The organism is Alteromonas sp. ABE4_545, assembly GCF_056161325.1.
Genome location: NZ_JBSWYY010000003.1, coordinates 244,337 through 266,243, shown reverse-complemented (window position 1 = coordinate 266,243; position 21,907 = coordinate 244,337). Strand labels below are relative to the sequence as shown.

The following is a 21,907-nucleotide window of genomic DNA, read 5'->3' as shown; positions in this document are numbered from 1 at the left end:
GTAAATAGGTTACCGCTTACCAAGGAATCAGTGGTTTGCTGAGCAATATTTCACACCGCATTATTTTTATATCGCGGCTAATTTTGTCACTGTCCTACCCTGTTGCTTCACCTGCGGTTGAAGTAGATGCATACCCACAATTAATTGAAGACACGCAACTGTGGTACCCTGTAACCACCCAAGACAACGACATTCCAAGCTTTCAGCAGCTGCAACAGCAAATACAAGCCTCAGCCCCAATACCAAGCCTGATGGGGAAACAAGGGGCGTTTGTCACGGCAATTCCCATTACTTTTTCACCTAATGCCGACCCGGTAGAGTTTGTCCGTATTTATGCTAACTACCTAGATATTGGCGTGGCCTACTGGCAACCGAGCCAACAGGATGTGTCTCCTGCCATGGTGTTCAGCCCACTCTTGCATCACTCTCCTCATTTAGCGCACAACCAAATAGTGACGCTCAGTGAGTACAACGGTGAGCGCAAAGGCACACTGTGGATCTATATTCGAGCCAAACAGTTCGCCGTTCCAGCGAACATAACGCTATTTTCTCAAGCAACGTTTTTTCACTATCAATTAACCACCAATGCCATCACGATCCTGAGCGTTGGGGTTATGCTCACACTCGCGTTAATTTCTTTATTTGTGTTCATCCGAACCCGTTATCCTGTGGCTATCGCGTGTACCGGCTATATTGGTATTCATGGCATAGGTTGGTTTGCGGCGGCAGGCACTTTTGGTGCGCTGTTCCCATTTAGCACCTACAACACAACGTATTGGGGAATGAGTTTATTTCCTTTTGCCATTTCTGCGGCCAGCCAGTTCACAAAGTATCTGTTTAGTTGCCAAACGCAACACCCGACACTTTGTCGGATTTTTAACGGCTTAAGTGCCTTAACACTGATCGCCGGTATTGTTTTGCTGGCTGCGCCGTTCCCGTTAATATTTGTAACCTGTCACATTATTGCGACCACTTGGGGAATTCTGTCTATTGGCACCGGGATATACATGGTGCGCGGCGGCGACTATCGTGCCTATTACTATTTGGTAGGTAACCTAATTTATGGTGTATCACTGATTTACTTTGTTCTCTCCCACGTTTTCCCCCATGCCAGATCTTTCTCCGCCGAACTCATGGTAATGGTGGCCCTCACACTAGATTGTGTGTGTATTCTGTTATCGATGTCGTCTTGGTTACACAGACAACAAACAGAGTACCTTCATAACTTCACGCTTTCACGAACCGATCCGCTTATCCAAATTGGTAACCGGCTTGCCTTTAATGAAACCCTCAACAATGAAAAACACGCTTTTTGTTTAGCCTTCATTGATGCTGATGGCCTTAAGCGAATTAACGACAAACACGGTCATAACCGAGGTGATGCGTTTTTGATCACGTGTTGCGAATTACTGCAACATCGATTGTCTAAACACAGTGCCTTGTTTCGCGTTGGCGGCGATGAATTTGTTTGGTTTTACCCGATTCCGATTACCACAAACACTGAAAACGCGCGTGAGGAAATGCGCAAAGGCATTTTAAGTGCTGAAAAAGCGTTACTCACAAGCGGCTGGGAAGAAACCGGACTGAGTTTTGGGATCGCCAGTAGCGAAGAAGGCGCCAGCCCATCAGCTTGCCTAACACTAGCTGACGAACGTATGTACGCTAATAAGTTGGCAAAGAAAAAGGCGGCAAATGCCGCCTTCCCACCAGCTAACACCGCTTAGTTGCCCCAGATCTCACTCACAAAATCAGGGTAGTCAACAAACGGGTTACGGTTACCTTGAAAACTTTCCGCTGCGTCATTGCGGTCAATTTCTTTCTGGCTTACAGGGTCTTGTGTATGCCATTCAAGTAACATTGCCAAGAACCAGTCTTCGAATACTTGATCGCTACTGCCATCCAATACCGCATCACCATAGGTTGTATTGCTTTCCCAACCCGAAATGACATTTTCGTAGCGGGTCGCCATATAAAAATACGCACGAGCAATATCGCCTTTAAACGCATCAATAGGTTCAAATACTGTGCCGCTGTAACCTAAGCCAGATGCCGCCGAACCTAACTTAGAACCATTGTCCGACGTATAAGTCGCGCTGCCTACTTCGCCATAGGGATAGCTACTGCGACGAGAATTCACATAACCGTCGGTTGGGAAGATATGGTGAATGTCAGTATTCATAGGAGACACCGCACCACCAAACCAGCTTCGAGGGAAGCTATGCTCACGGTTATAACAATCACCTTCGCCACTGTAATTACCGCATTGATCACTCGACGGGGTAAAGGTGTACGAATCAGAACCAGACGGATTCTCTGAATAGATATCAATAATAGTACCGTCGTTTTCATAGTAGCTGTCTAAACCATACGACACATAAAAGGTCCACAATGCTGAATAGCTCTGTGTACTGTGGTTGTTAATGATGTTGTACAGCTCAGTTTTTAGCGCGTAACCCGTTAGCCCTTCAGCACTTGAGTAGTAGTCGGATAGGCCGGTACTGCCACCGCCCGTACCAGAACCACCGCCAGAGCCGCCACCTGAACTTCCACCAAGGGTAAACGACGTCGATTCACTGCTACCAAAATCTCCGCCACTGGCGACTGTGGTTCCTTCAATCGTGAGCGCATAACTTCCCGAACCCACGTTACAACAGATTCCATCGCCATAGCTATCTGAAATAGTGAAGGTGTACGAGCCATCGTCTAAGCATATGTCTTCGCTGTAGCTGCTGTTATTGCTGTAACCGCTGCCTGAATACAATTGCTGGCTACTACTGTTAGTCAACGTCCAACTAGTTTCACTGCCATAATTGTCAGTGACTAAAGACAAGCTGCCACTGTTGGTTGAACACGCACCAGAGCTACCGCCGCCCGAACTGCTATCGGTAGGTTCAAAGCTATCAACATACACAACTTCAGAACCATCAAAACCCGACTGGTCATAAAAGCGCAAACCCACTTCAATGCTCGACGAAGAGGGCGTTAAGGTATAGCTCAGCTGTTGCCATTGCCCTGTGGTACCGGGTGTGGAATACCCTTGATAACCATCCACATACAAGCGTGCAGACACACCGCCTTCCGTATGATACACCCACACACTAAAGGTATAACTTTGGCCGCTGGTTACACTGACTGTTTGTCGAAAATCGGTAGAGCCTTGGGTGCCGGTATTCACCGTAATGGCGGCGGCACTGCTACCGCCGTAAACAACACTAGTGGATTCACTCACGCTAATGCCTGAATCAATGGTTGTCCAACTGTCGGGAGTACCACTGGTCCAAGATTCAAAGTTACCATTGCTGACTTGAGAAAAAACTGGCGTAGAAAGTAACAGTGCCGACAGGCTCAATCCTGTCGCTATTTTATTTTTCATTGTGTTCCCTATTGTTGTTCTCGTCACTGCAATATTGCAGTAAATCTAATATTGCATACTAATTCATCGATGTGAATGAAATTTGACCATTCAGTCTGATTTCAAAATATTCAGAATAGAACGCAGGTATTAGATGTAATACGTTTGAAATTTGAACAGATTCGGGCCAACAAAAGACGCCTGCTTCAACGTAGGGACACAAAAAAGCCCCACTGCATAACACAGTAGGGCGGCAGTAATCGGTGGGTTTTAGCGCATTAAATACTGGTTAAAATCGATACTGGCCGCGCATAATGCCGCCTGAATACGGTTGTGCACGTTTAATTTGGTCAAAATTGCGGAAACATGGGCTTTTACTGTGGTTTCTGCGATGTTGAGTTCATATGCAATTTGCTTATTCGATTTGCCTTTAGCAATACACTCAAAAACCAACAACTGACGCCGTGTTAGCGCACCAATTAACTTGGGGTCTATTTGTTGCGAAGCCGAGGTTTCTTTCGGCTTGTTATTGTCATTATTGCGAATAATATCTGGCGGTAAATACACTTGTCCCGACAGCACTTGCTGAAGGGCTTCTACGATATTTTCGCAACTGGTCGATTTAGTAATAAAACCCACAGCGCCATAAGTAAACGACTGCAACACCACGCTTTTATCTTCTTCGGCAGAAACAATGACTATAGGAATTTCGGGATATTGGTTTCGAAAACGCACAATACCATTAAGGCCATCCATGCCCGGCATATTCAAATCTAACAACACCAAGTCGATATCTGGGTTCTGTTCTGCAACTTCAAGAGCCGCGTCCAGATCAGTGCAGGTGATGGTTTTCGTATCGGGAATGTTGCGCTCTACGAAGTCGGTAATCGCATAACGAAACAACGGATGGTCATCGGCAACGAGTATTTCAACCATAGGGATATCCTACTAATTATAATAATATTTTTACGCGCCCAGCTTTGCATGCCCACACTGAGAACGCCTGTAGTAACAGAGTACGCTCAACCACTGTACGTGATAATACTCAACGCACATATCGGATAAGCACCTCACCCCATCACCTTTTTTTGTACCATTCCCCATCTCGGGTCATAGCCCCACACGGCAGCGACAGTCAATAACACTGTACACCCCAGCGTAACGCCAAACGCCGTCCAGTTGGACGTTTGGTACAACATAAACCGCACCAGCTCTACCCCGTGAGTGAAGGGGTTAAACTGACATAAATAATAAAGTGCTTCGCTCGACTCGCGCATCTTCCACAAAGGGTATAGAGCAGATGACAGGAAAAACATAGGGAAAACGACGAAATTCATTACGCCGGCAAAGTTTTCCAATTGACGAATCATCGACGACAACAACAAACCCAAAGCGCCTAACATCAACGCCATTAGAAAAATAGCAGGCAAGGCCCACAAGTACCCCCATGCTGGCGCCTGTATATCTAACAGCCAAGCGAGTGCAAAAAACGCGGAAACCTGAATCACCGAAATTACAGCACTGGCGATCAGCTTACAGAGTAATAAATAGCCTCTTGGCATTGGGCTGGTCAATAATACTTTCATACTACCCATTTCTCTGTCATACACCATCGACAGGGAACTTTGCATGCTATTGAACAATACGATAATGCCCGCTAGGCCAGGCATAATGTACACTTCGTAAGTAATATACGTGCTGTAAGGCGGCACAATGGCTATCCCCAACGCTGCCCGAAAACCTGCGGCAAACACCACTAGCCACAGCAAAGGTCTTACTAATGCACTCACTAAGCGAGCCCGTTGATGCCAAAATCGCAACAGTTCGCGCTGTAAAATGCCATTAAAACAAATCAACGCGTTATTCATGCGGCGGCCTGCTGCTGGGTAAGTAAACGATAGAGCGCAGGTACGCTCGATAGCGCATATGTTCTCATGGCGTCTTCGCAAGGTGCATCTAACACCAGCTTCCCACCAAGCATAACCAGTAGGTGATCTTGTCGACGAATTTCATCAATCAGGTGAGTAGAAGACAATACCGTTACGCCCTCGTCTTCGCACAAGCGACGAATATGTTGGTTGATACTCTCTCGGCTGGGTAAATCTAGCCCGACACTGGCTTCGTCGAGTAGTAATAATGAGGGCTTGTGCAGTAAGGCACGGGCAATTTCAACGCGACGTCGATGCCCCCCATTTAATGCACGCACTTTGGTGTTGAGCTTGTCGGTCAATGACAAGCGCGCGAGTTCTTTGTGTATTGCCAGTTGTGCCTGCTGCTTATTAAGGCCATGTAAGCTGGCGTGATAACGCAAGTTCTGCTCTACGGTGAGGTCGAGGTCTAGGGTAGATTGCTGGAACACTATCCCTATGTCCCGCATGGCGATATGCGGTTTTTGCGTGACGTCCTTCCCCTTGATAAAAACACTTTGCGGACTGGGTTGCAGCAGCTGACAAATCAACGCAAACAAGGTGCTTTTTCCCGTGCCGTTCGGGCCGAGTAGGGCGTAATATTGGCCAGCTTCAAGGGCGACGTTTATCTGGTGCAATACTGGTTTGTCACCGTAAGCAAAATCTACATTTTTGATCTCCAAGATGCTCATGGTAATACTGCCAACCCCCAAGGGTAACGCCCAACCTTGATACTTTTGATCACAGAAAGCGCATTCACGTCAATCACTGACACATCGCCGCTTACACCATTGGTAGTCAGTAATTTAGTTTGGTTTTGAGCAAATGCCAGTTGCCATACACGTCGCCCAACCAATAAATAATCCAGTACTTCGTAGGTGTTCGGGTCGACCACGGCAACATGATTAGCAGGCCCCAAAGCCACAAAAGCATAACGGCCGTCGTCGGTGAGTTTAATGCCCACCGGTTGGATTTTATCTCTGTGAACGCCGGGTATTTTAAATGTAAGTGTGTGGACAATTTGGCGTGAATCTGTATCAATGATCGAAACAGTGCCACCTATCTCAGATGAAGCCCAAACCGACTTGCCATCTTGGGTAAATTCCACATGGCGCGGGCGCTGATCCACCAGCGTGTTGTCGACGAGTTGATAGGTAGAAGCGTCAATCCAATGGAGCATATTGGTGGTTTCGGACGTATTAATAACCCATTTTCCGTCAGGGCTAACGGCCATCCCTTCAGGCTCAACCCCCACATCAATTTGTGCTTTTAGCGTGCGCGTTTGGGTATCGACAACCGTTACAACGGCATCGTCTTCATTAGCAATGTAGAGATCACGGTCATTGGGGTGCAGGGCAAACTGCTCAGGGTCTTCACCCGACGGCAAATTGTGGATAATGCGCCCACTGGCGATATCAAATACTTGCACAGCATCAGATTCACTGGCGCATATGTAAAGGTGACGATGATCTTTGCTAAACAAAATACCGCGGGGTCGCATGCCGACCTCAATGGTATTGACAACACTGAGCGAATCCATATCAATCACCGACAAGGTGTCGCTTTTTTCATTCGACACAAACACCTGTTCCGCATGCCCAGTAGAAACCAATAACACGCTCAGTAAAGTCAAAACTGCCAAGGGTTTTATCATTGTGATTATTCCTGTATTGGTTTCATGCTGCACTGAACTTCGGGTTTGTCGTATCCCAAGGTATCGAGTTCATTAACTGGGTGAAGAAACCCATTTTGCGGTGACTGTGTCACCACACCTTGCGGGTGTACTACAGCAATAGGTTGTCGAAGTTGCCCATTCCACTGGCGAAAGCTCAACTTACGGCCTTTAAACGCCGCCAATTCAAAGTCTTCTGACAACAGATAACGATAGAGCAATTGAGCATCGACAGAACGCGTGCGCGTCGCCGCTTCTGCAACACTGCGCACCGCCACCCACGCGGCATAATCCATACTGGTCATCGCCCGAGAAGCAATAGTGAAAAACCGATTTTGCAGTTGTACTGCGCCCCATTGCTCAAAGGTCCAATGCCAGGCAACAGGCGACATGCCTGCGTTGCCTGCAACCGGACGTGGTAACCATGTACTGTAAGGTAAGTATTGCGCGAAAGACTGGGCTTCATCGGCTACGATCACCACATCATAGCGGCTACTTTGGGTGAACAAAGGCATATCTTGCTGTACCGTGCGACGCATGTCGGTATCGAACTGCCATGCTTTTTGTGCATCCCATTTGCCACCAAAACGTTGCCCTGTGCGCTCATAAGCGGCTTTTAATGCGAGGTCATCTTGGCTATCGCCATACACCATAAACCACCGTTGCCAACGTCGAGCAAGTAAGTATTGACCTAGGCCATCAGCCAGCATCGCACGGCTCGTTGCGGTATGAAGCAACCCATACTGACACTGCTCAGTTCGCCATTTATCGTCCTGATTCCCCACATTAATAACCAACTGACGATAGTGCTCAGGCAAGCTTTTAAGTAGGGTTTGCAGAGGTGCGGTGGGTAAATCCACAAGCAAAGCCGAGTAATGTTTTGGGGAGTGCGCTAGCCCTGTAATTAGCAAATCAACTGCGTCGCCTTCAATCACATCCAGCGAGAACACTTGTTGTGTAAATCGTCCGGTTGTATTGCTGTCGTCAATCGCCAATCTGGCACCGTCGATACCCAAATGCAGCGGCGGCTTTTTTAACCGTAGCGGCTGAGCGCTGGCGGCGGGTGTTAACCGTAAATACGCTAAGCCGATGTGCTGAACCTCGGTATCAACAGCGGCACTTCCACTAAAAGTAGCGCCCAAAAACAACACACTACACCACCGTGAAAATTTACGTTCACGGGCATGTTTACGCCATCTCATCTCGGTTATTGCATGTAGCAGTGATACAAACTTCAAACGCACTACAGCCTCGCTAGTCGATGAATCTGCACTCAATACTAGTGCAAGAAGGCAAGGATCTGTATGAGCAAAAAGGATGAAAGCTTTACTACCTAAGTACAATTGGAAGGCATTGGGTGATCACCTACCGTTTTTAATAGAGCGAGGTTGTGTCGAAGAATGGCTGACATTTAATCGATATGAGTTGTCTGCAACCGGCTCAAATTTCTGACTGTGACAACTCGCCGGAGAAATAAAACATGAACACCCTATCCAGATTTCGCAAAGCCTCTGCGGCCCTGCTCTGCGCTCTAGTGCCGGCGGCTGTCATAGCACACGGTAACGTCACTCCCCAAGCAGTAGACGTTAGTACTCTGCCCAAACTCGGGGAAGAATGGTTACCCACTAACCCGTACACAGGTAACAAAGACGCCATCAAAGTAGGCGACTCAGCGTACAACCAAAACTGTGCGCGTTGTCACGGCTTAGAAGTCATTTCAGGGGGGATTACACCCGACTTACGCAAGTTAAACGACCCCAATGAATTTTTTAGTGCTGAAGAAGCCGACGAATGGTTTATGACCCGCATTCGCCATGGTGCGGTAGTCGATGGCCGTGTATATATGCCGCCGTTCGAAGGCATTTTGAGTCAGGAAGCGATGTGGGCAATTAAAGCCTATATTGAAACCAGACCACCCGAAGAATAAAACCTATCAGCCATGACTCGACTCACTCGTTTGTTTATTTTCACCATCAGTTGCCTGCTGCTCTCTGCAGGCACTGTCGCTCGTAGCTACGAAGACATTGTGGAATCTGGCTACATCACGTTTGCCATCTATGAAAACTTCCCTCCCTATTCCTACCAACAAGACGACAAGCCTGTTGGTATTGATGTGGATGTCGCCCAACACATTGCCAACGAGCTTGGCGTTGAAGCACGTTGGTTGTGGTTAACCGCAGATGAAAACCTTGAAGACGATTTGCGCAATGCAATTTGGAAAGGGCATATCATTACCAAAACCAAAGCGGATGTAATGATGCGGGTACCTTACGACCGACGCTTTAGCTATGCCATTGACGGCTATGGCCAAGCTAAAAACGAACTGGTGGTAATGTTTGCCCCTTACCACCGCGAAAAATGGGCGATTCTTCGAGATCGCAATAAAACCAAAGACATTCGCACGCTGGCGATTTTCCAATACGAGCCAATCGCCGTTGAACTTGATTCCCTGCCCAGTTTTTTCTTAGGTTCGACCCTTGGTGGACGCTTGCAGCCGCATTTAGTGCATGTGCCTTCTACCTTCGACGGTATCGCACAGCTCAAAGCGCGAAAAGTCGCCGCAGTAGCAGGATTACAAAGCCAACTGCAATGGGCGATGGCACCATTGCCGAACCATTACGACATAAGTGCTGACGGCCTAGCGGCCATGAGTATTAAAAGCTGGGATATCGGCATGGCAGTGAAAACCGATTACCGCGAATTAGCTTATGCCATTGAAGCGATTATTGAGCCAATGACCCAGTCTTCTGACCTCCCAACACTGTTTCAAAAACACCACGTGAGCTACACAGTCCCCGACTTGTACCAACAACAGTGACACTTGCTATACGCTCAATGTGAAGGCGGAGATTCAAGCTCCGCATTACCTCTCACTCTCTCACCTCGGTATTTATTCTCCTGCTTTTGCGCTCCCAAACTCGCCGCCATCACCGGCCAAGCCCAGATGTTGACCGAGTAGTACGACTAAGGGACTAAAAATGATAATCCAAGGTGTAATGGTTGTTAACAAGTTGTTCTTTGATACTGAATCTATCCCCTTTTATACCAATGTGTAGTGCTGAAAACGCTAACACTCGGGGAAATAAGAAAACGTCACAACTCGCGCTTTGCCATGCAGTAAAAGGGCGTGCGTTAGCGTTATAGGCATGTGCCAAAGTACCTGTTGCAAAACTGGAGAAAACCAATGAAAAGCAAGCAAGTCACTGGATACACCCTCGGCTCAGCACTCGCCGTGCTGCTCTCGCTCGGTGCCCTTTCCAGCAGCGTTCAAGCCGGTGTCACCGACAAAGAAATTCTCGCCGACCAAAGCACCACGGATGACGTTGTTTCTTACGGCTTAGGCCCTCGTGGCCAGCGTTTTAGCCCGCTCGATACAATGAACGATAAAAACGTCAAACAAATGCATCCTGTATGGGCATTTTCTTTTGGTGGCGAAAAACAACGTGGTCAAGAATCTCAACCTCTCGTGAAAGACGGCATGATGTTCGTAACGGCATCGTATTCACGTATTTACGGTATTGATGTCGCGACGGGCGACGAAGTGTGGCAGTACGAAGCGCGTTTGCCAGACGGAATAATGCCTTGCTGTGACGTGATTAATCGCGGTGCAGCCTTATACGACGACTTGGTTATCTTCGGTACGCTCGACGCTATTTTAGTGGCGCTTGACCAAAAAACCGGTAAGGTAAAATGGCGTAAGCGCATGGGTGACTACAAAGCGGGTTACTCTTTCACCGCCGCGCCAATGATTGTAAAAGGCATGGTGATCACTGGTATTTCAGGTGGTGAATTCGGGATTGTAGGCAAAGTAGAAGCCCGCGATGCCAAAACCGGTGAACTCGTGTGGACACGTCCTACAGTTGAAGGCCATATGGGCTATCTCAATGGCAAAGAAAACGGCATTACCGGTGGCGAAGCCAATAAAACCTGGACCGGTGATCTGTGGAAAACCGGTGGTGCTGCTACCTGGTTAGGCGGTACTTATGACCCTGACACAGACTTGATCTTCATGGGTACAGGTAACCCAGCCCCGTGGAACTCACACTTGCGCCCTGGCGATAACCTGTACAGCTCATCTCGTCTAGCCATCGACCCAGATACCGGCAAAATCGTTTGGCATTTTCAAACTACACCGCATGATGGCTGGGACTTCGACGGCGTAAACGAACTCATTGCGTTCGATTACAAAGACAAAGGTAAAACCGTGAAAGCGGCAGCAACGGCCGACCGGAACGGTTTCTTCTACGTGCTTAACCGTGAAAACGGCGGCTTTATTCGCGGCTTCCCGTTTGTCAGTGGTATCACCTGGGCCAAAGGCTTGAATGATGACGGCACGCCCATCTATTCGGAAGACGGTCGCCCCGGTAACCCTGCCGAGAGCGAAAATGGCGAAAAGGGCAAAACGGTCTTCTCGGTGCCTTCGTTCTTAGGCGGTAAAAACTGGATGCCAATGGCGTACAGCCAATCAACCGGGCTTTTCTATGTACCTTCAAACGAATGGGGTATGGACATTTGGAACGAACCGGTCAGCTATAAAAAAGGCGCGGCTTACTTAGGCTCTGGCTTTACCATCAAACCAATTTTTGAACACATTGGCTCATTGAAAGCCATCGACCCTAAAACGGGCGAAACCGTGTGGGAATACAAAAACAATGCGCCCTTGTGGGGTGGTGTGTTAGCCACGGCGGGTAACCTTGTGTTCACAGGTACACCAGAAGGTTACTTGTTAGGCTTTAACGCGAAAACCGGTGAAATTGTTTATAAGTTCAACACAGGTTCGGGCATCGTTGGCTCACCCATTACATGGGAACAAAACGGCGAACAGTACCTGAGCATAGTGTCTGGCTGGGGTGGTGCGGTTCCATTATGGGGCGGCGAAGTTGCCAAACGAGTTAAAGACATCAACCAAGGCGGTACTGTGTGGACGTTTAAGTTGCCTCGTCGCTAATCAGGCAGCGCGATATCGTGTGCGTCCCACCGCGGCATCGCGTTTTTTTATCTCAGCAGGTTGCGCTTTTGTAGCCTGCTTCTTAGAGGTAAGAGTATGAAGCGCTTAATGTTTGTTATTACGCTTTTAGTGCTCAACGGTGTATTAATTGTTTGGGAATGTGCCGCTGCGCCCACACCCACTACGGAGCAACAAATTCACGCTTTATTCCCCAAAGCTACCCGTATTGGTGAGCCACTCGACATCGCCCCCGTTTACCCTGTTTATCAATTACAAGCCTTGCTAGGCTACGTATTTCAAAGCCAAGATCTGGTTAACATTCCGGGCTTTTCTGGCGACAACATCAATTTATTAATTGGCTTAGACACCCGAGGAAGAATCAAGGGTGTACAGGTACTCACCCATCACGAACCTATTTTTCTTCACGGTTTAGGGCCTGAGCCATTGCAACAATTTATCGCCCAGTTTCGCGGTGCAGATATACGAAAACGCATTATTGTCGACGGTGCTCACCACGGCGAAAACGACACCACTTTGCATATTGACGGCGTGACCAAAGCCACGGTGTCGGTTATTGTGATCAGCGACACCGTATTACTTTCAGCCCTTAACGTGGCCCGTAAAACCTTATCTGATTTTGCCCAATCGCCGCTTGCAGAGCCAAAACAAGACAACTTTATTCCAAACGCATTCGAGAACTTGATTGCCCAAGGCTTAATCCTCGACTGGGAAATCACTCAAGCAGCACTCAAACGCGCACTCCCTGTTGCTCTAGCTAACTATAACGACGCCACACTGGATACCCAGAAGAGCGACACTAGCCACTTTTACTTGGCTTATTTAAACAGCCCTGTGATAGGACAAAACCTGTTAGGCGAAGCAGAATACCAACGACTTCGACAAACTCTCAAACCCAACCAACACGCTTTTTTGATCATGAGCAAAGGCTTTCTAGACTTAGTGCAAGCAGACTTTAAACCCGGCACGGTTGCCAACAGACTTAGCCTTGCACAAAACCAGTTGCCTCTTGTGTTACGCGATCTTAATTTTTTCTATGAGGGCGTTCCTGAGACCCTGCTGCCATACGCCGACAACGCTCGGATTTTCACGTTGGATGCCCAGTCTGGTTTTAATCCTGGTGCAGAAACCCAACTTCAATTGAACCTCTCTCTCGCTCGTAACCCGATACTACTGGACACATTAACTCTATCAACCTCTTATCAGTTGCCTAACCGTTTATTTAATCTTGTCTCACCACCTGAAATAGCTGAGCCGACACCTCCTTGGCTGCGCTTATGGCAAAGCCGAATGATAGAAGTTGTAATATTAATCATTGGCTTGGCAACGTTAACCGTGACTTTCTTTGCTCAGCACACCCTGACTCGTTATCCGCGCTTGTTCCAGCGCTATCGCTGGACCTATCTGCTGTTCACGTTATTTTTTATTGGTTGGTACGCCCAAGGGCAGCTTTCAGTGGTCAATATTTACCCTATTGTTCAAAGCCTTTGGCGCGGGTTCGACCTCAACGTGTATTTAATGGACCCCATGTTGTTTCTGCTGTGGAGCTTTGTCTTCATTGGGGTATTTTTATTTGGTCGCGGGGTATTTTGCGGCTGGCTATGCCCCTTTGGCGTGCTGCAAGAAATAGTAGGCTGGGTAGCAAAACGCTTTAGAATTCGGCAATGGAGAATACCAGAACGACTGCATCGCACCCTGACTTTGCTTAAATATGGGATACTGATTAGCTTAATAGGGATGTCGATACAGTCGCTGAATCGGGCTGAGGTATGGTCTGAAGTCGAGCCATTTAAAACCGCCATCACGCTACACTTTATCCGCGACTGGCCATTTGTGTTGTATGCCGTCACCTTGTTAAGCATAGGTTTGTGGGTGAATAAATTTTATTGTCGTTATGTCTGCCCCTTGGGTGGCGGGCTGGCGATACTCGGTGCATTCCCCCTTCTCAAGTGGTTAACTCGGCGGCAAGAATGCGGCTCGCCATGTACGCTGTGCCACCACAAGTGTGATACCAAAGCTATCGACACTCAGGGTAATATCGATTACAAAGAGTGCGTGCAGTGTTTAGTGTGTATTGTTTACTACAACAATGACACCTTATGCCCACCGCTCAAGCGACAGGCTAAAAGCATCTGCATCAAACAACTTGCTTAGGGTGCGTCTGTGTCGAGCAAGGCATTCACTTCAAACGTAATTTGTACCTGATGCCCAGTGGCATTAATTTGATGATCGTAACCCCAATTGAGTTGCTGCGTGAGCCTGCGCACCATTTGCAGCCCCAACCCATAACCGAGATCGCCATCTGCAAGCGTATTGGTTGTATTCGGCGTGTCGTCTTCGCAATTATTGATACTTACTCGGTTTCCGTCTTGCACAATACTCACCTCTCCGGCCTGAGTATGTTGAAACGCATTGCGAATTAAATTACCTAACACAATACGGCATGCCGTTTTCGGCAGCATGATGGTAGTGGGTGTAGTAAGCAAACTCACCGACACAGGTTTATTGACCAACAAATAACTGAGATCTTCTTTAATTTGCTCCAGCAAACTGGCCAGTGCAACGGGCTGACTGCTGAGCTCTGTTTTGTCTTTTTTCCCTAACCACAGTAGAGTTTCGGTGAGGTCTGCCATGGTATGCGACGCATTATCAATACGACGTATGGCATTTTTGCCTTTACCTTCTTCGGTCAAATTTAAGCGCGAAAGTAACTCAACGCTACTGCGGATAACAGCAATAGGAGTACGCAGTTCATGACTGGCATGACGCACAAATTCTTCTTCTCGTTTCACGCTCTCGGTCACATCAATCATGCCTTTGTGAATGAGTGTGGCGAGGTGGTTAAGCTCTTCGTATTGAAAGTCAGGAATAGGTTGGTCTAATTGACGCTTATCGATGGATGCCGCCCAACTATTTAATTTTTCGACCGGTTTAGCGACACTGCGCATCAACAAAAATAAAAGCAATGAGAAACCCGCCAACGCAGCCACGCCAATCACGGCAATCCACGACTCGCGACTCAATAAAAAACGTCGTTGGTTATTTTGCTCGTCTGGCGAGTGGAACACCTGTGTCACGTACTTTTCAGTGCCGTCTTCTGCCTCTAGCTTCACCAGAAAATACACGCCATTAGGGCGCTCTAAAAAGGTGTCGCGGTCAACAAATTTATACAGGCCATGAGTATGTAAAGTTTGCCCACCAAAGCGAGCGCGTATTTCTGGGTCTACATCGTCCCAGCTTGCTGCAACATTGAATCGCAACACTTGCTTTGGCGCACCGGGCTGCACATCAACCGAGCGACCAGCTGAAATCATTGTACCGCGTAGCATGCCATCCATTCCTTCAAAGAAATAATGGCCCGACAACATCGACATCGCCCCAATCACAATGGCTCCCATCAAGAGCAAGCAAATCATGACGTAACGACGCAGGTTGTTGTTGATATTACCTATCACCTAAGCTTGCTCCTGCAGTGCGAATTTAAACCCCACATGCGGTTGAGATTGCAATTGCACTAGGTCGCCATGCACCCCCAGCGCTTTTCTGACATTGTGAATATGTACCTTAAGACTATTACTGTCGGGGCAGTCATCTCCCCAGATAGCTTGAATCAGAGATTCTCGACTCACCGGCTCGGGCGCCACACGCAACAAACGCTCAAAAATCACTAACCCAATGGGTGACAGTTTAAGTAACGCCTCATCAAACTTCGCTTCTTTTAATCGCGCATCGTATTGCAAAGGACCATACCGAAGCTGTGTCACTTGCCCGCTACGACGCTTCGCCAACGCGTGAATTCGCACAATCAGCTCTTCCATCGCGAAGGGTTTAACAAGATAGTCATCGGCTCCGCGCTCAAAGCCGGCTAACTTATCATTCAACTGGTCTCTGGCAGTGAGCATGATCACCGGCGTGTCGTTACCCTGTTTACGCAGGGTTTCACACACGCTTAGCCCATCCAAACGCGGCAGGTTAATATCCAACACCACAACTTGGTACTGCTGTTGAGAGAGGAAATTCAAGGCCGCTACGCCGTTGCTGGCGTGGTCGCACACAATATCCTCTAACTCAAGGTAATCCATGATGTTGCCAGCAAGATCGAGATCATCTTCCACCAGCAATGACTTGATCATGCTTGTCTCCTTGCTTTCCCGTGATCGTTTGCATCGTTTTGTTTATGAGACGCTTAGCGTCTTCTTGAATCATTAGTAGAGAAGGGATCAAAAGCAAGGTGATCACCGTGGCAAACAATATGCCGTATCCCAATGATGCTGCTGCAGGGATCAAGAACTGCGCCTGCTTAGATGTTTCACCTAGTATAGGATATAACCCTGCAAAAGTAGTGATAGAGGTGAGTAATACAGCGCGTAAACGGCTGCTACACGCTTCCATTATCGCCTCGACCACAGTGTATCCTTCTTCACGTAAACTATTGAAACGCGATACTAATAGCAAGCTATCGTTTACCACAACCCCACTCAATGCCAAGATACCGTTTAGGGACAAAATACTTAACATTAAGTCATTGCTCCAGTGGCCTAAAATAGCGCCCACCACACCAAACGGAATCGCCGACATAATAATAAGTGGCTGAATGTAAGACTTTAACGGAATGGCCAGCAACGCAAAAATAGCAATCAACGCCATCACAAACATGGTTTCCATCGAACTTTGCGTTTCAGCTTGTTGTTCAGCTTCACCAGCAAAGTGAATAGATAAGTCGGCATGTTGACGGCTTAACGTAGGCACTAAACCATTGTTGAGGGTTTGCACTAATTCAGTAGCCGTTAATACATCGGCATCTACCGACGCTGTCACAGTAATCGCACGTAGACCATCGATACGGGTGATTTCGCTTTGTTGTGAATCGGGAATAATACGCGCAACCACATTCAGAGGCACTACGGTGCCATCGTCTAATCGCACCCGCGCGTTAAGAATATCAGCGGGGTTACTACGTTCATTTTCTGGGTAACGCACCCGCACTTTCACTTCGTTTTTGTCGCGTAAGTAACGCTGCACAATTTCACCGCCAAAGGCGCGTAATAACTGCCCCGACAGGGTCGATGTATCCATTCCCAAAGCGCGACCTTGCTCCGTTAATTCAAAGCGCATCATCGCTTCGCCCGGCGTGAGTGAACTTTCGATACTGGTGATCCCGTCCATCGCTTCTAGTTCTTCGACAAATGCTTGCTCTGCCAACTCTAGGGTTTCGTCGCTAATACTTTTTAGTTCCACTCGGAACGCATCTACCATTTCACGACGCGACTGGATTTTTAACTGTTTTACGCCTTCGGGGTTGCCTGCAAGCTGACGCCATTCATTGGCAAGTTCGTCTAAGCTATACGGTTTGTCCTGACTCAGTTCAACGGTAATACTGCCGCTCTGGTCACCCGTCGCCAATACCTGCAAACTCTGAATACCTGAGCCGTCGTAGTGATGTTGTTTAGCCAATGTGTTGTCAGCTTGATTCAACGTCTGTTCTAACCACGTCAAATTACGCTCGTTCTGCCCGTAGCTGGCATCGCTTTGTAAGGTCATGGTAGCGCTAACTGTATCGCCGGGCATACTAGGAAAAAAGCCAATACGCACAGTGCCGTTCATTGGCATGCCAATCACCGCAATAAATACGGCAATAAATGCAAGCACCATGGCATAACGATAAGTCACAGAGAACGCCAACGCGGGCTTATACATACGCTGATTAAACCAGTTGAGTCCCGAGTCGGCTTTGTGCTGAATATAACCCCATGCCGCTTTAATACCCGAAGCCGGTACTTTTTGGGTTTTTAAGTGCGCAAGGTGAGCGGGCAAAATTAACTTGGATTCCACAACCGACAACAGCAGACAAATACTCACTACAGTACCAAACTGGGCATAAAGATTACCCAATCCACCTGACACATTCGACAATGCACCAAAGGCAGCGACTGTGGTAAGCACACCAAATAGCGTTGGTATTGCAACCTTCATGGTGCCCTTCACCGTGTTAGCGAGGGTATCGCCCTCCGCTTGCCGCGTAGCGTACACACTTTCGCCCACCACTACGGCGTCGTCTACCACTATCCCCAGCGCCATGATAAAACCAAAGGTAGTCATTTCGTTGATCGTCAAACCGGCATAGCTGTCGGTCATAAAAAACAACGTACCAAACAGGATAAATGGCAAGCCCGCCGCAACCCAAAAAGCAACGCGCAGGTTTAAGAACAAGGCTAATACGATAAATACCAAGGCGATCCCGGTAAACGCGTTTTTGGTTAATAGCGCCAAGCGGTCTGTGATCAGGGTACTGCGGTCGTACCAAGACTCGATATACACGTTTTGTGGCAACAGGCCTCGTGATTGCCAATCAGCAACTACCTCATTGGCTTGTTGTACGATGTTTTCAACATCGCCGTATTCATCCATCACTAATTCTATGCCATAGCCGTTGTAGCCGTTATAGCGTGATAACGCGTAGCTATCGTCGGCAAACATGTCGGTAATAGTGGTGACATCGCCCACGGTGAGATAGGTTCCACTTTGATCTGCAAGCAACGGAATATTGGCAAAATCTCTTTTGTAATAGGCTTGTTCAGAAGCCTTTAAGCGGATCACTTTTTCTTTGTTGCGCAAACTGGTGGTTAACGCTGTAGCAGATTCATTGTTTATCGCGTCAGCAATGTCCGACATTGTCAGGCCATATGCTTGTAGCTTAGCCTCATCAATTTCGATAGACATCATGGGGTCGCGAAACGCCGAGGTGTTCACCGTGGTAATGGCGTCTTTCGCTAACAGGTCTCGCTCTAACTGCTCACCTAATGTTTGTAAAGTAGCGTGATCAGCATCGCCGTATAACTGTACCCACAACACGTGATCTTCGCGACGCCCTTTGGTAATAACCGCTTTTTCGGCGTCAGACGGAAAGTTGTAAATCGAGTCTACCTCGTTTTTCACGTCTGTCATTAAAGTGTCTAGGTCGTAATCGGTTTGCTTCTCAATTTGTACCGAGCTTCCGCTGGCAGAAGACGTAGAGGTAATGCGCTTGATGCCGGGCACCGACTCCAACGCATTTTCAATTTTAATCGCAATGCCTTCTTCCGCTTGCTTTGCATCACCACTGTCATAAGTCATGGATACACGCACATAACGCGGCTCCATACTCGGAAAAGCCTCTTTTCTCAATTCAGTGGCAGATAAAATACCCACCACTATCATGCCCAACATCAATAAATTGGCCGCAACTGGGTTTTGAGCAAACCAAGCAATAATGCCTCTGTTTTGGGGGTTCATTACTCATCCCCCTCTGCTAACACATTTACCTTTGTACCGACCAAATAACTATTAAGAGGGCGCACCACAATTTGTGCGTCTTCCATCCCTTTGATTGGTGTGATGTAGGCATAGCTTTGGTCTTGAAACAGCACCTCAGGGGTCACTTTATCCAATGTACTTTGCGCCGACACAAACCACACTTCTTGCTTTTGTGAAATCGCGCTTGATGGTATTTGCCACACTTGCTCCCACGTTTTACCGGCAATGTGAGCAACCACATAAGTACCAAAGTACAAGGGCTTTTCTGCGCTTAAAGGTTGTGTAATCGTGACAATGGCAGAGCGTTGACGAGTCGCAGAATCGAGGTGTTGTTCAACACGGGTTACTTGCCCCTGCCACGTAACCATTCCATCCATGTCGGTTAAGGTTACCGACCAAGGGTGTTGTGCAAGCGTGTCGATTGGTGGCAGGTTTTGCCACTGTGACGCAGACAATGGAATGGCAACCTCTGCCTTGTCAGTTGAGAACAAAGAAGCAACCGTACCTCCCGCTTGCACGTAACTGCCTGGCTGAACATCTCGGGTGACAATCACGCTGTTAAACGGTGCGCTGATGTGAGTATTGGCCAAATCACGCGACGCACTTTGCTTTTGTGCCAAGGCTTCTTTTACATTAGCTTCCGCGGCTTTCAGGTAAGGCCCACGTAGCACGAGATCTGAAGTTGGTTCACCCTCTAAACCAGAACGTGCCCATTCATTTCTGGCTTGTTCACCCTGTAGTTTTTCTTCTTCCAACTCAACCAAGGCTTGCTGGTACAAGGCTTCTGCACTGGCAAGTGCTTGGCGATAATCGGCGTCGTTGATTGTGGCAAGGGTTGTCCCGGCTTTTACTTGTTTACCGGTTTGAAATTGGCTGCCTAACTTGTCAATTTGACCAGACACTCGCGCAGTCAACGTCAGCGAAAACTCCGGCGACACCTCACCATAGCCTTTTACCGAAGCCGTGTAAGACTGACTTGCCACATTTACCACACCAATCGTGGGCAAGGTCGCTTCGCTCGCTTGGCTGCGTTGAGGGTTATTTTTCTCTGGTCTCGTAGGCGGGTTAGCTTGCGCTTTGTTCTGCTGAGCAGGCGGTTTGCCACCGGGAGGGCCCATCTGATCGCCAGAGCCACCGCCTAAACTGGCTAACGCGCCAACAATTAACAGCGCGGCACCCGCAGTATAGATAATGTTTTTCTGAAGATTAGTCATGTGACACTCCTAGGCCGAGGGCAAGGCCTAAATCAATTCGGTTAGAAAGTTGGTTAAATTGGGTTTGAATGAGTTGTGATTTCAAGTCAAAGCGCGTTTGATAAACACTCAACAAGTCGAGAATATCCACTAACCCTTGGCGATATTTATCTGAGTAATTCGTCGCGCTGCGATCTGCATTAACAATGGCTTCTGCAATCGCGTCGTATTGGGCTGAAAGGCTTTTTTCTTGGCCTAGCGCATCTTGCACTTCTTTCACCGCAGTAAGTAAGGTGTCTTGATATGCCCACCATGTATTTAATGTATCTAGCTCCGCCGCATCTAAATTGGCTTGCAGTTGCCCACCTTGAAACAGCGGAGCAGTGATTTGACCAAGTAAACTCCACACGGGGTTTTTCAACAATGATTCAGCTGGCGTGTCGCCTGATTCGGTTAATGCAGCAGTTAAATCAATGCTGGGTAACAAGTTTTTGAACGCCACTTTTTCACGGTACTCATTGGCTTCAATCGCGCTGTATGCCGCAACTAAATCAGGGCGACGGGCTAAGTCTTGCTTGGGCAACTGTGTTAATGGTGTAAAAACATTTGGGAACGATGATTCTTGTAATCGTTCAACAAGGCTTTCATCGAGCGAATGCTGACCAAGCAATAAGGCCAACGCACGTTTGGACTCAGCCACGGTTTCGGTATATTCCGCCACGCTCGCCTTGGCACTCGCACTGTCTGTGCGCGCACTGTCTAGGTCGTCGAGGCTCCCGGTTCCAGCCCGATAGCGGTCGAGAATTACCGTCTCATAATTTTTCAATAGGGTATAACGAGCCTGCTCAACGTCGAGTAACGCGTTGTTGGCAATAACTTGTAGATAACCTCGCATAATCTCGGCCGCGAGTTCATTTTCTACCGCCATAAGATTGGCTCGACTGGTGGTAATGTCCCACTGAGCTGCGCTGGCATTGTCTGCAAGCTTCATCCATAAATCTAGCTCCCAACTCACAGTCACCGATGAAGAATAAGAATTCTCACTGTCTGCTTGGCGATTACCCGAAAAACTCGCGCTTGCTTGTGGCACCCGTGCGGCGTTGGTTACACGCTTTTGAACCTGTGCCGCTTTCAACGTAATAAGTTGCTGTTGTACGCCAGGGTTTTGGTTTAGTCCTAACTCAACAAGCGACTGCATCGACATTTCTGGCATCAGGTCATACAAGGTTGTCATCGCTTTAGCTTGATCACTTTGCGCGGCCCATTGCACAGCCTCGCCTGTGTGTTGGCGTGCCTTTTCACTCAGAGCTGCGTCATCGTAATTGGCATGGCTGGCACAACCCGCTAGTGCCAACGCTATCGCTAGATAGGTGAATCGCATCTTTCTTCATCCGGTTTTTTTGATGCTGGGAGTGTATAAAAGTGAGGGTTAAGGCAGGGTTAAGGAACAGGAAAAGAGTGCTAAGCCTTTCAATTTCTGTGATTTTTAATGGTAACTCTGTAGGCTTTAAACTAAGCTTTAGC

16 protein-coding genes are annotated in these 21,907 nt (G+C 48.0%); 5 read left to right on the top strand and 11 right to left on the bottom strand.

Annotated features, from left to right (window positions below; genetic code table 11):
- The first annotated feature begins 35 nt into the window (after positions 1–35).
- Complete coding sequence (locus tag ACXAH6_RS05070) at positions 36–1,724, top strand: sensor domain-containing diguanylate cyclase (protein WP_474875553.1); 1,689 nt, start codon at positions 36–38, stop codon at positions 1,722–1,724.
- On the opposite strand, the gene ACXAH6_RS05065 is transcribed toward ACXAH6_RS05070, so the two are convergent.
- The 6 genes from ACXAH6_RS05065 to ACXAH6_RS05040 form a co-directional block, all read right to left on the bottom strand.
- Positions 1,721–3,373 (bottom strand): endonuclease, encoded by a 1,653-nt coding sequence (locus ACXAH6_RS05065; RefSeq protein ID WP_474875552.1) that lies wholly within the window; start codon positions 3,371–3,373, stop codon positions 1,721–1,723. The genes ACXAH6_RS05070 and ACXAH6_RS05065 overlap by 4 nt on opposite strands.
- 249 nt (positions 3,374–3,622) lie before the next feature.
- Positions 3,623–4,288 carry a response regulator gene (locus ACXAH6_RS05060; RefSeq protein ID WP_474875551.1) on the bottom strand — a complete coding sequence of 222 codons (666 nt, stop codon included), beginning with the start codon at positions 4,286–4,288 and terminating at the stop codon, positions 3,623–3,625.
- A 134-nt stretch (positions 4,289–4,422) separates the two neighbouring features.
- Positions 4,423–5,220 carry an ABC transporter permease gene (locus tag ACXAH6_RS05055; RefSeq protein ID WP_474875550.1) on the bottom strand — a complete coding sequence of 266 codons (798 nt, stop codon included), beginning with the start codon at positions 5,218–5,220 and terminating at the stop codon, positions 4,423–4,425.
- Entirely contained in the window at positions 5,217–5,951 is a 735-nt protein-coding gene (locus tag ACXAH6_RS05050) for an ATP-binding cassette domain-containing protein (protein ID WP_474875549.1), read from the bottom strand. Before ACXAH6_RS05050 ends, ACXAH6_RS05055 begins: the two co-directional genes overlap by 4 nt.
- Positions 5,948–6,913, bottom strand: a complete 966-nt coding sequence (locus tag ACXAH6_RS05045; RefSeq protein ID WP_474875548.1) for a YVTN family beta-propeller repeat protein — start codon at positions 6,911–6,913, stop codon at positions 5,948–5,950. The genes ACXAH6_RS05050 and ACXAH6_RS05045 overlap by 4 nt, the downstream gene beginning before the upstream one ends.
- A 5-nt stretch (positions 6,914–6,918) precedes the next feature.
- Positions 6,919–8,133: an ABC transporter substrate-binding protein gene (locus tag ACXAH6_RS05040; protein WP_474875547.1), complete on the bottom strand. Its 1,215-nt coding sequence runs from the start codon at positions 8,131–8,133 to the stop codon at positions 6,919–6,921.
- Between the two features lie 278 nt (positions 8,134–8,411).
- On the opposite strand from ACXAH6_RS05040, the gene pedF reads away from it, so the two are divergent.
- The 4 genes from pedF (at position 8,412) to ACXAH6_RS05020 (ending at position 14,051) form a co-directional block, all read left to right on the top strand.
- Complete coding sequence (gene pedF, locus ACXAH6_RS05035; protein WP_474875546.1) at positions 8,412–8,858, top strand: cytochrome c-550 PedF; 447 nt, start codon at positions 8,412–8,414, stop codon at positions 8,856–8,858.
- A gap of 12 nt (positions 8,859–8,870) precedes the next feature.
- Positions 8,871–9,749: a substrate-binding periplasmic protein gene (locus tag ACXAH6_RS05030; protein ID WP_474875545.1), complete on the top strand. Its 879-nt coding sequence runs from the start codon at positions 8,871–8,873 to the stop codon at positions 9,747–9,749.
- Positions 9,750–10,115: 366 nt separating this feature from the next.
- Positions 10,116–11,879: a PQQ-dependent methanol/ethanol family dehydrogenase gene (locus ACXAH6_RS05025; RefSeq protein WP_474875544.1), complete on the top strand. Its 1,764-nt coding sequence runs from the start codon at positions 10,116–10,118 to the stop codon at positions 11,877–11,879.
- Between the two features lie 96 nt (positions 11,880–11,975).
- Positions 11,976–14,051, top strand: a complete 2,076-nt coding sequence (locus tag ACXAH6_RS05020; protein WP_474875543.1) for a 4Fe-4S binding protein — start codon at positions 11,976–11,978, stop codon at positions 14,049–14,051.
- Here ACXAH6_RS05020 and ACXAH6_RS05015 read toward each other — a convergent pair.
- The 5 genes from ACXAH6_RS05015 to ACXAH6_RS04995 are packed head-to-tail and all read right to left on the bottom strand — an operon-like array spanning position 14,048 to position 21,764.
- On the bottom strand, positions 14,048–15,352 hold the full coding sequence (locus tag ACXAH6_RS05015; protein WP_474875542.1) for a sensor histidine kinase: 1,305 nt from the start codon (positions 15,350–15,352) through the stop codon (positions 14,048–14,050). The two genes, ACXAH6_RS05020 and ACXAH6_RS05015, sit on opposite strands and share 4 nt — an antisense overlap.
- The gene (locus ACXAH6_RS05010) at positions 15,353–16,030 is read right to left on the bottom strand and encodes a response regulator transcription factor (protein ID WP_474875541.1); all 678 of its coding nucleotides are present in this window, start codon (positions 16,028–16,030) and stop codon (positions 15,353–15,355) included.
- The gene (locus ACXAH6_RS05005) at positions 16,002–19,169 is read right to left on the bottom strand and encodes an efflux RND transporter permease subunit (protein WP_474875540.1); all 3,168 of its coding nucleotides are present in this window, start codon (positions 19,167–19,169) and stop codon (positions 16,002–16,004) included. The genes ACXAH6_RS05010 and ACXAH6_RS05005 overlap by 29 nt, the downstream gene beginning before the upstream one ends.
- Entirely contained in the window at positions 19,169–20,404 is a 1,236-nt protein-coding gene (locus tag ACXAH6_RS05000; RefSeq protein WP_474875539.1) for an efflux RND transporter periplasmic adaptor subunit, read from the bottom strand. Before ACXAH6_RS05000 ends, ACXAH6_RS05005 begins: the two co-directional genes overlap by 1 nt.
- Positions 20,397–21,764, bottom strand: coding sequence for a TolC family protein (locus ACXAH6_RS04995; RefSeq protein ID WP_474875538.1), 1,368 nt, complete (start codon positions 21,762–21,764; stop codon positions 20,397–20,399). Before ACXAH6_RS04995 ends, ACXAH6_RS05000 begins: the two co-directional genes overlap by 8 nt.
- Positions 21,765–21,907 lie beyond the last annotated feature (143 nt).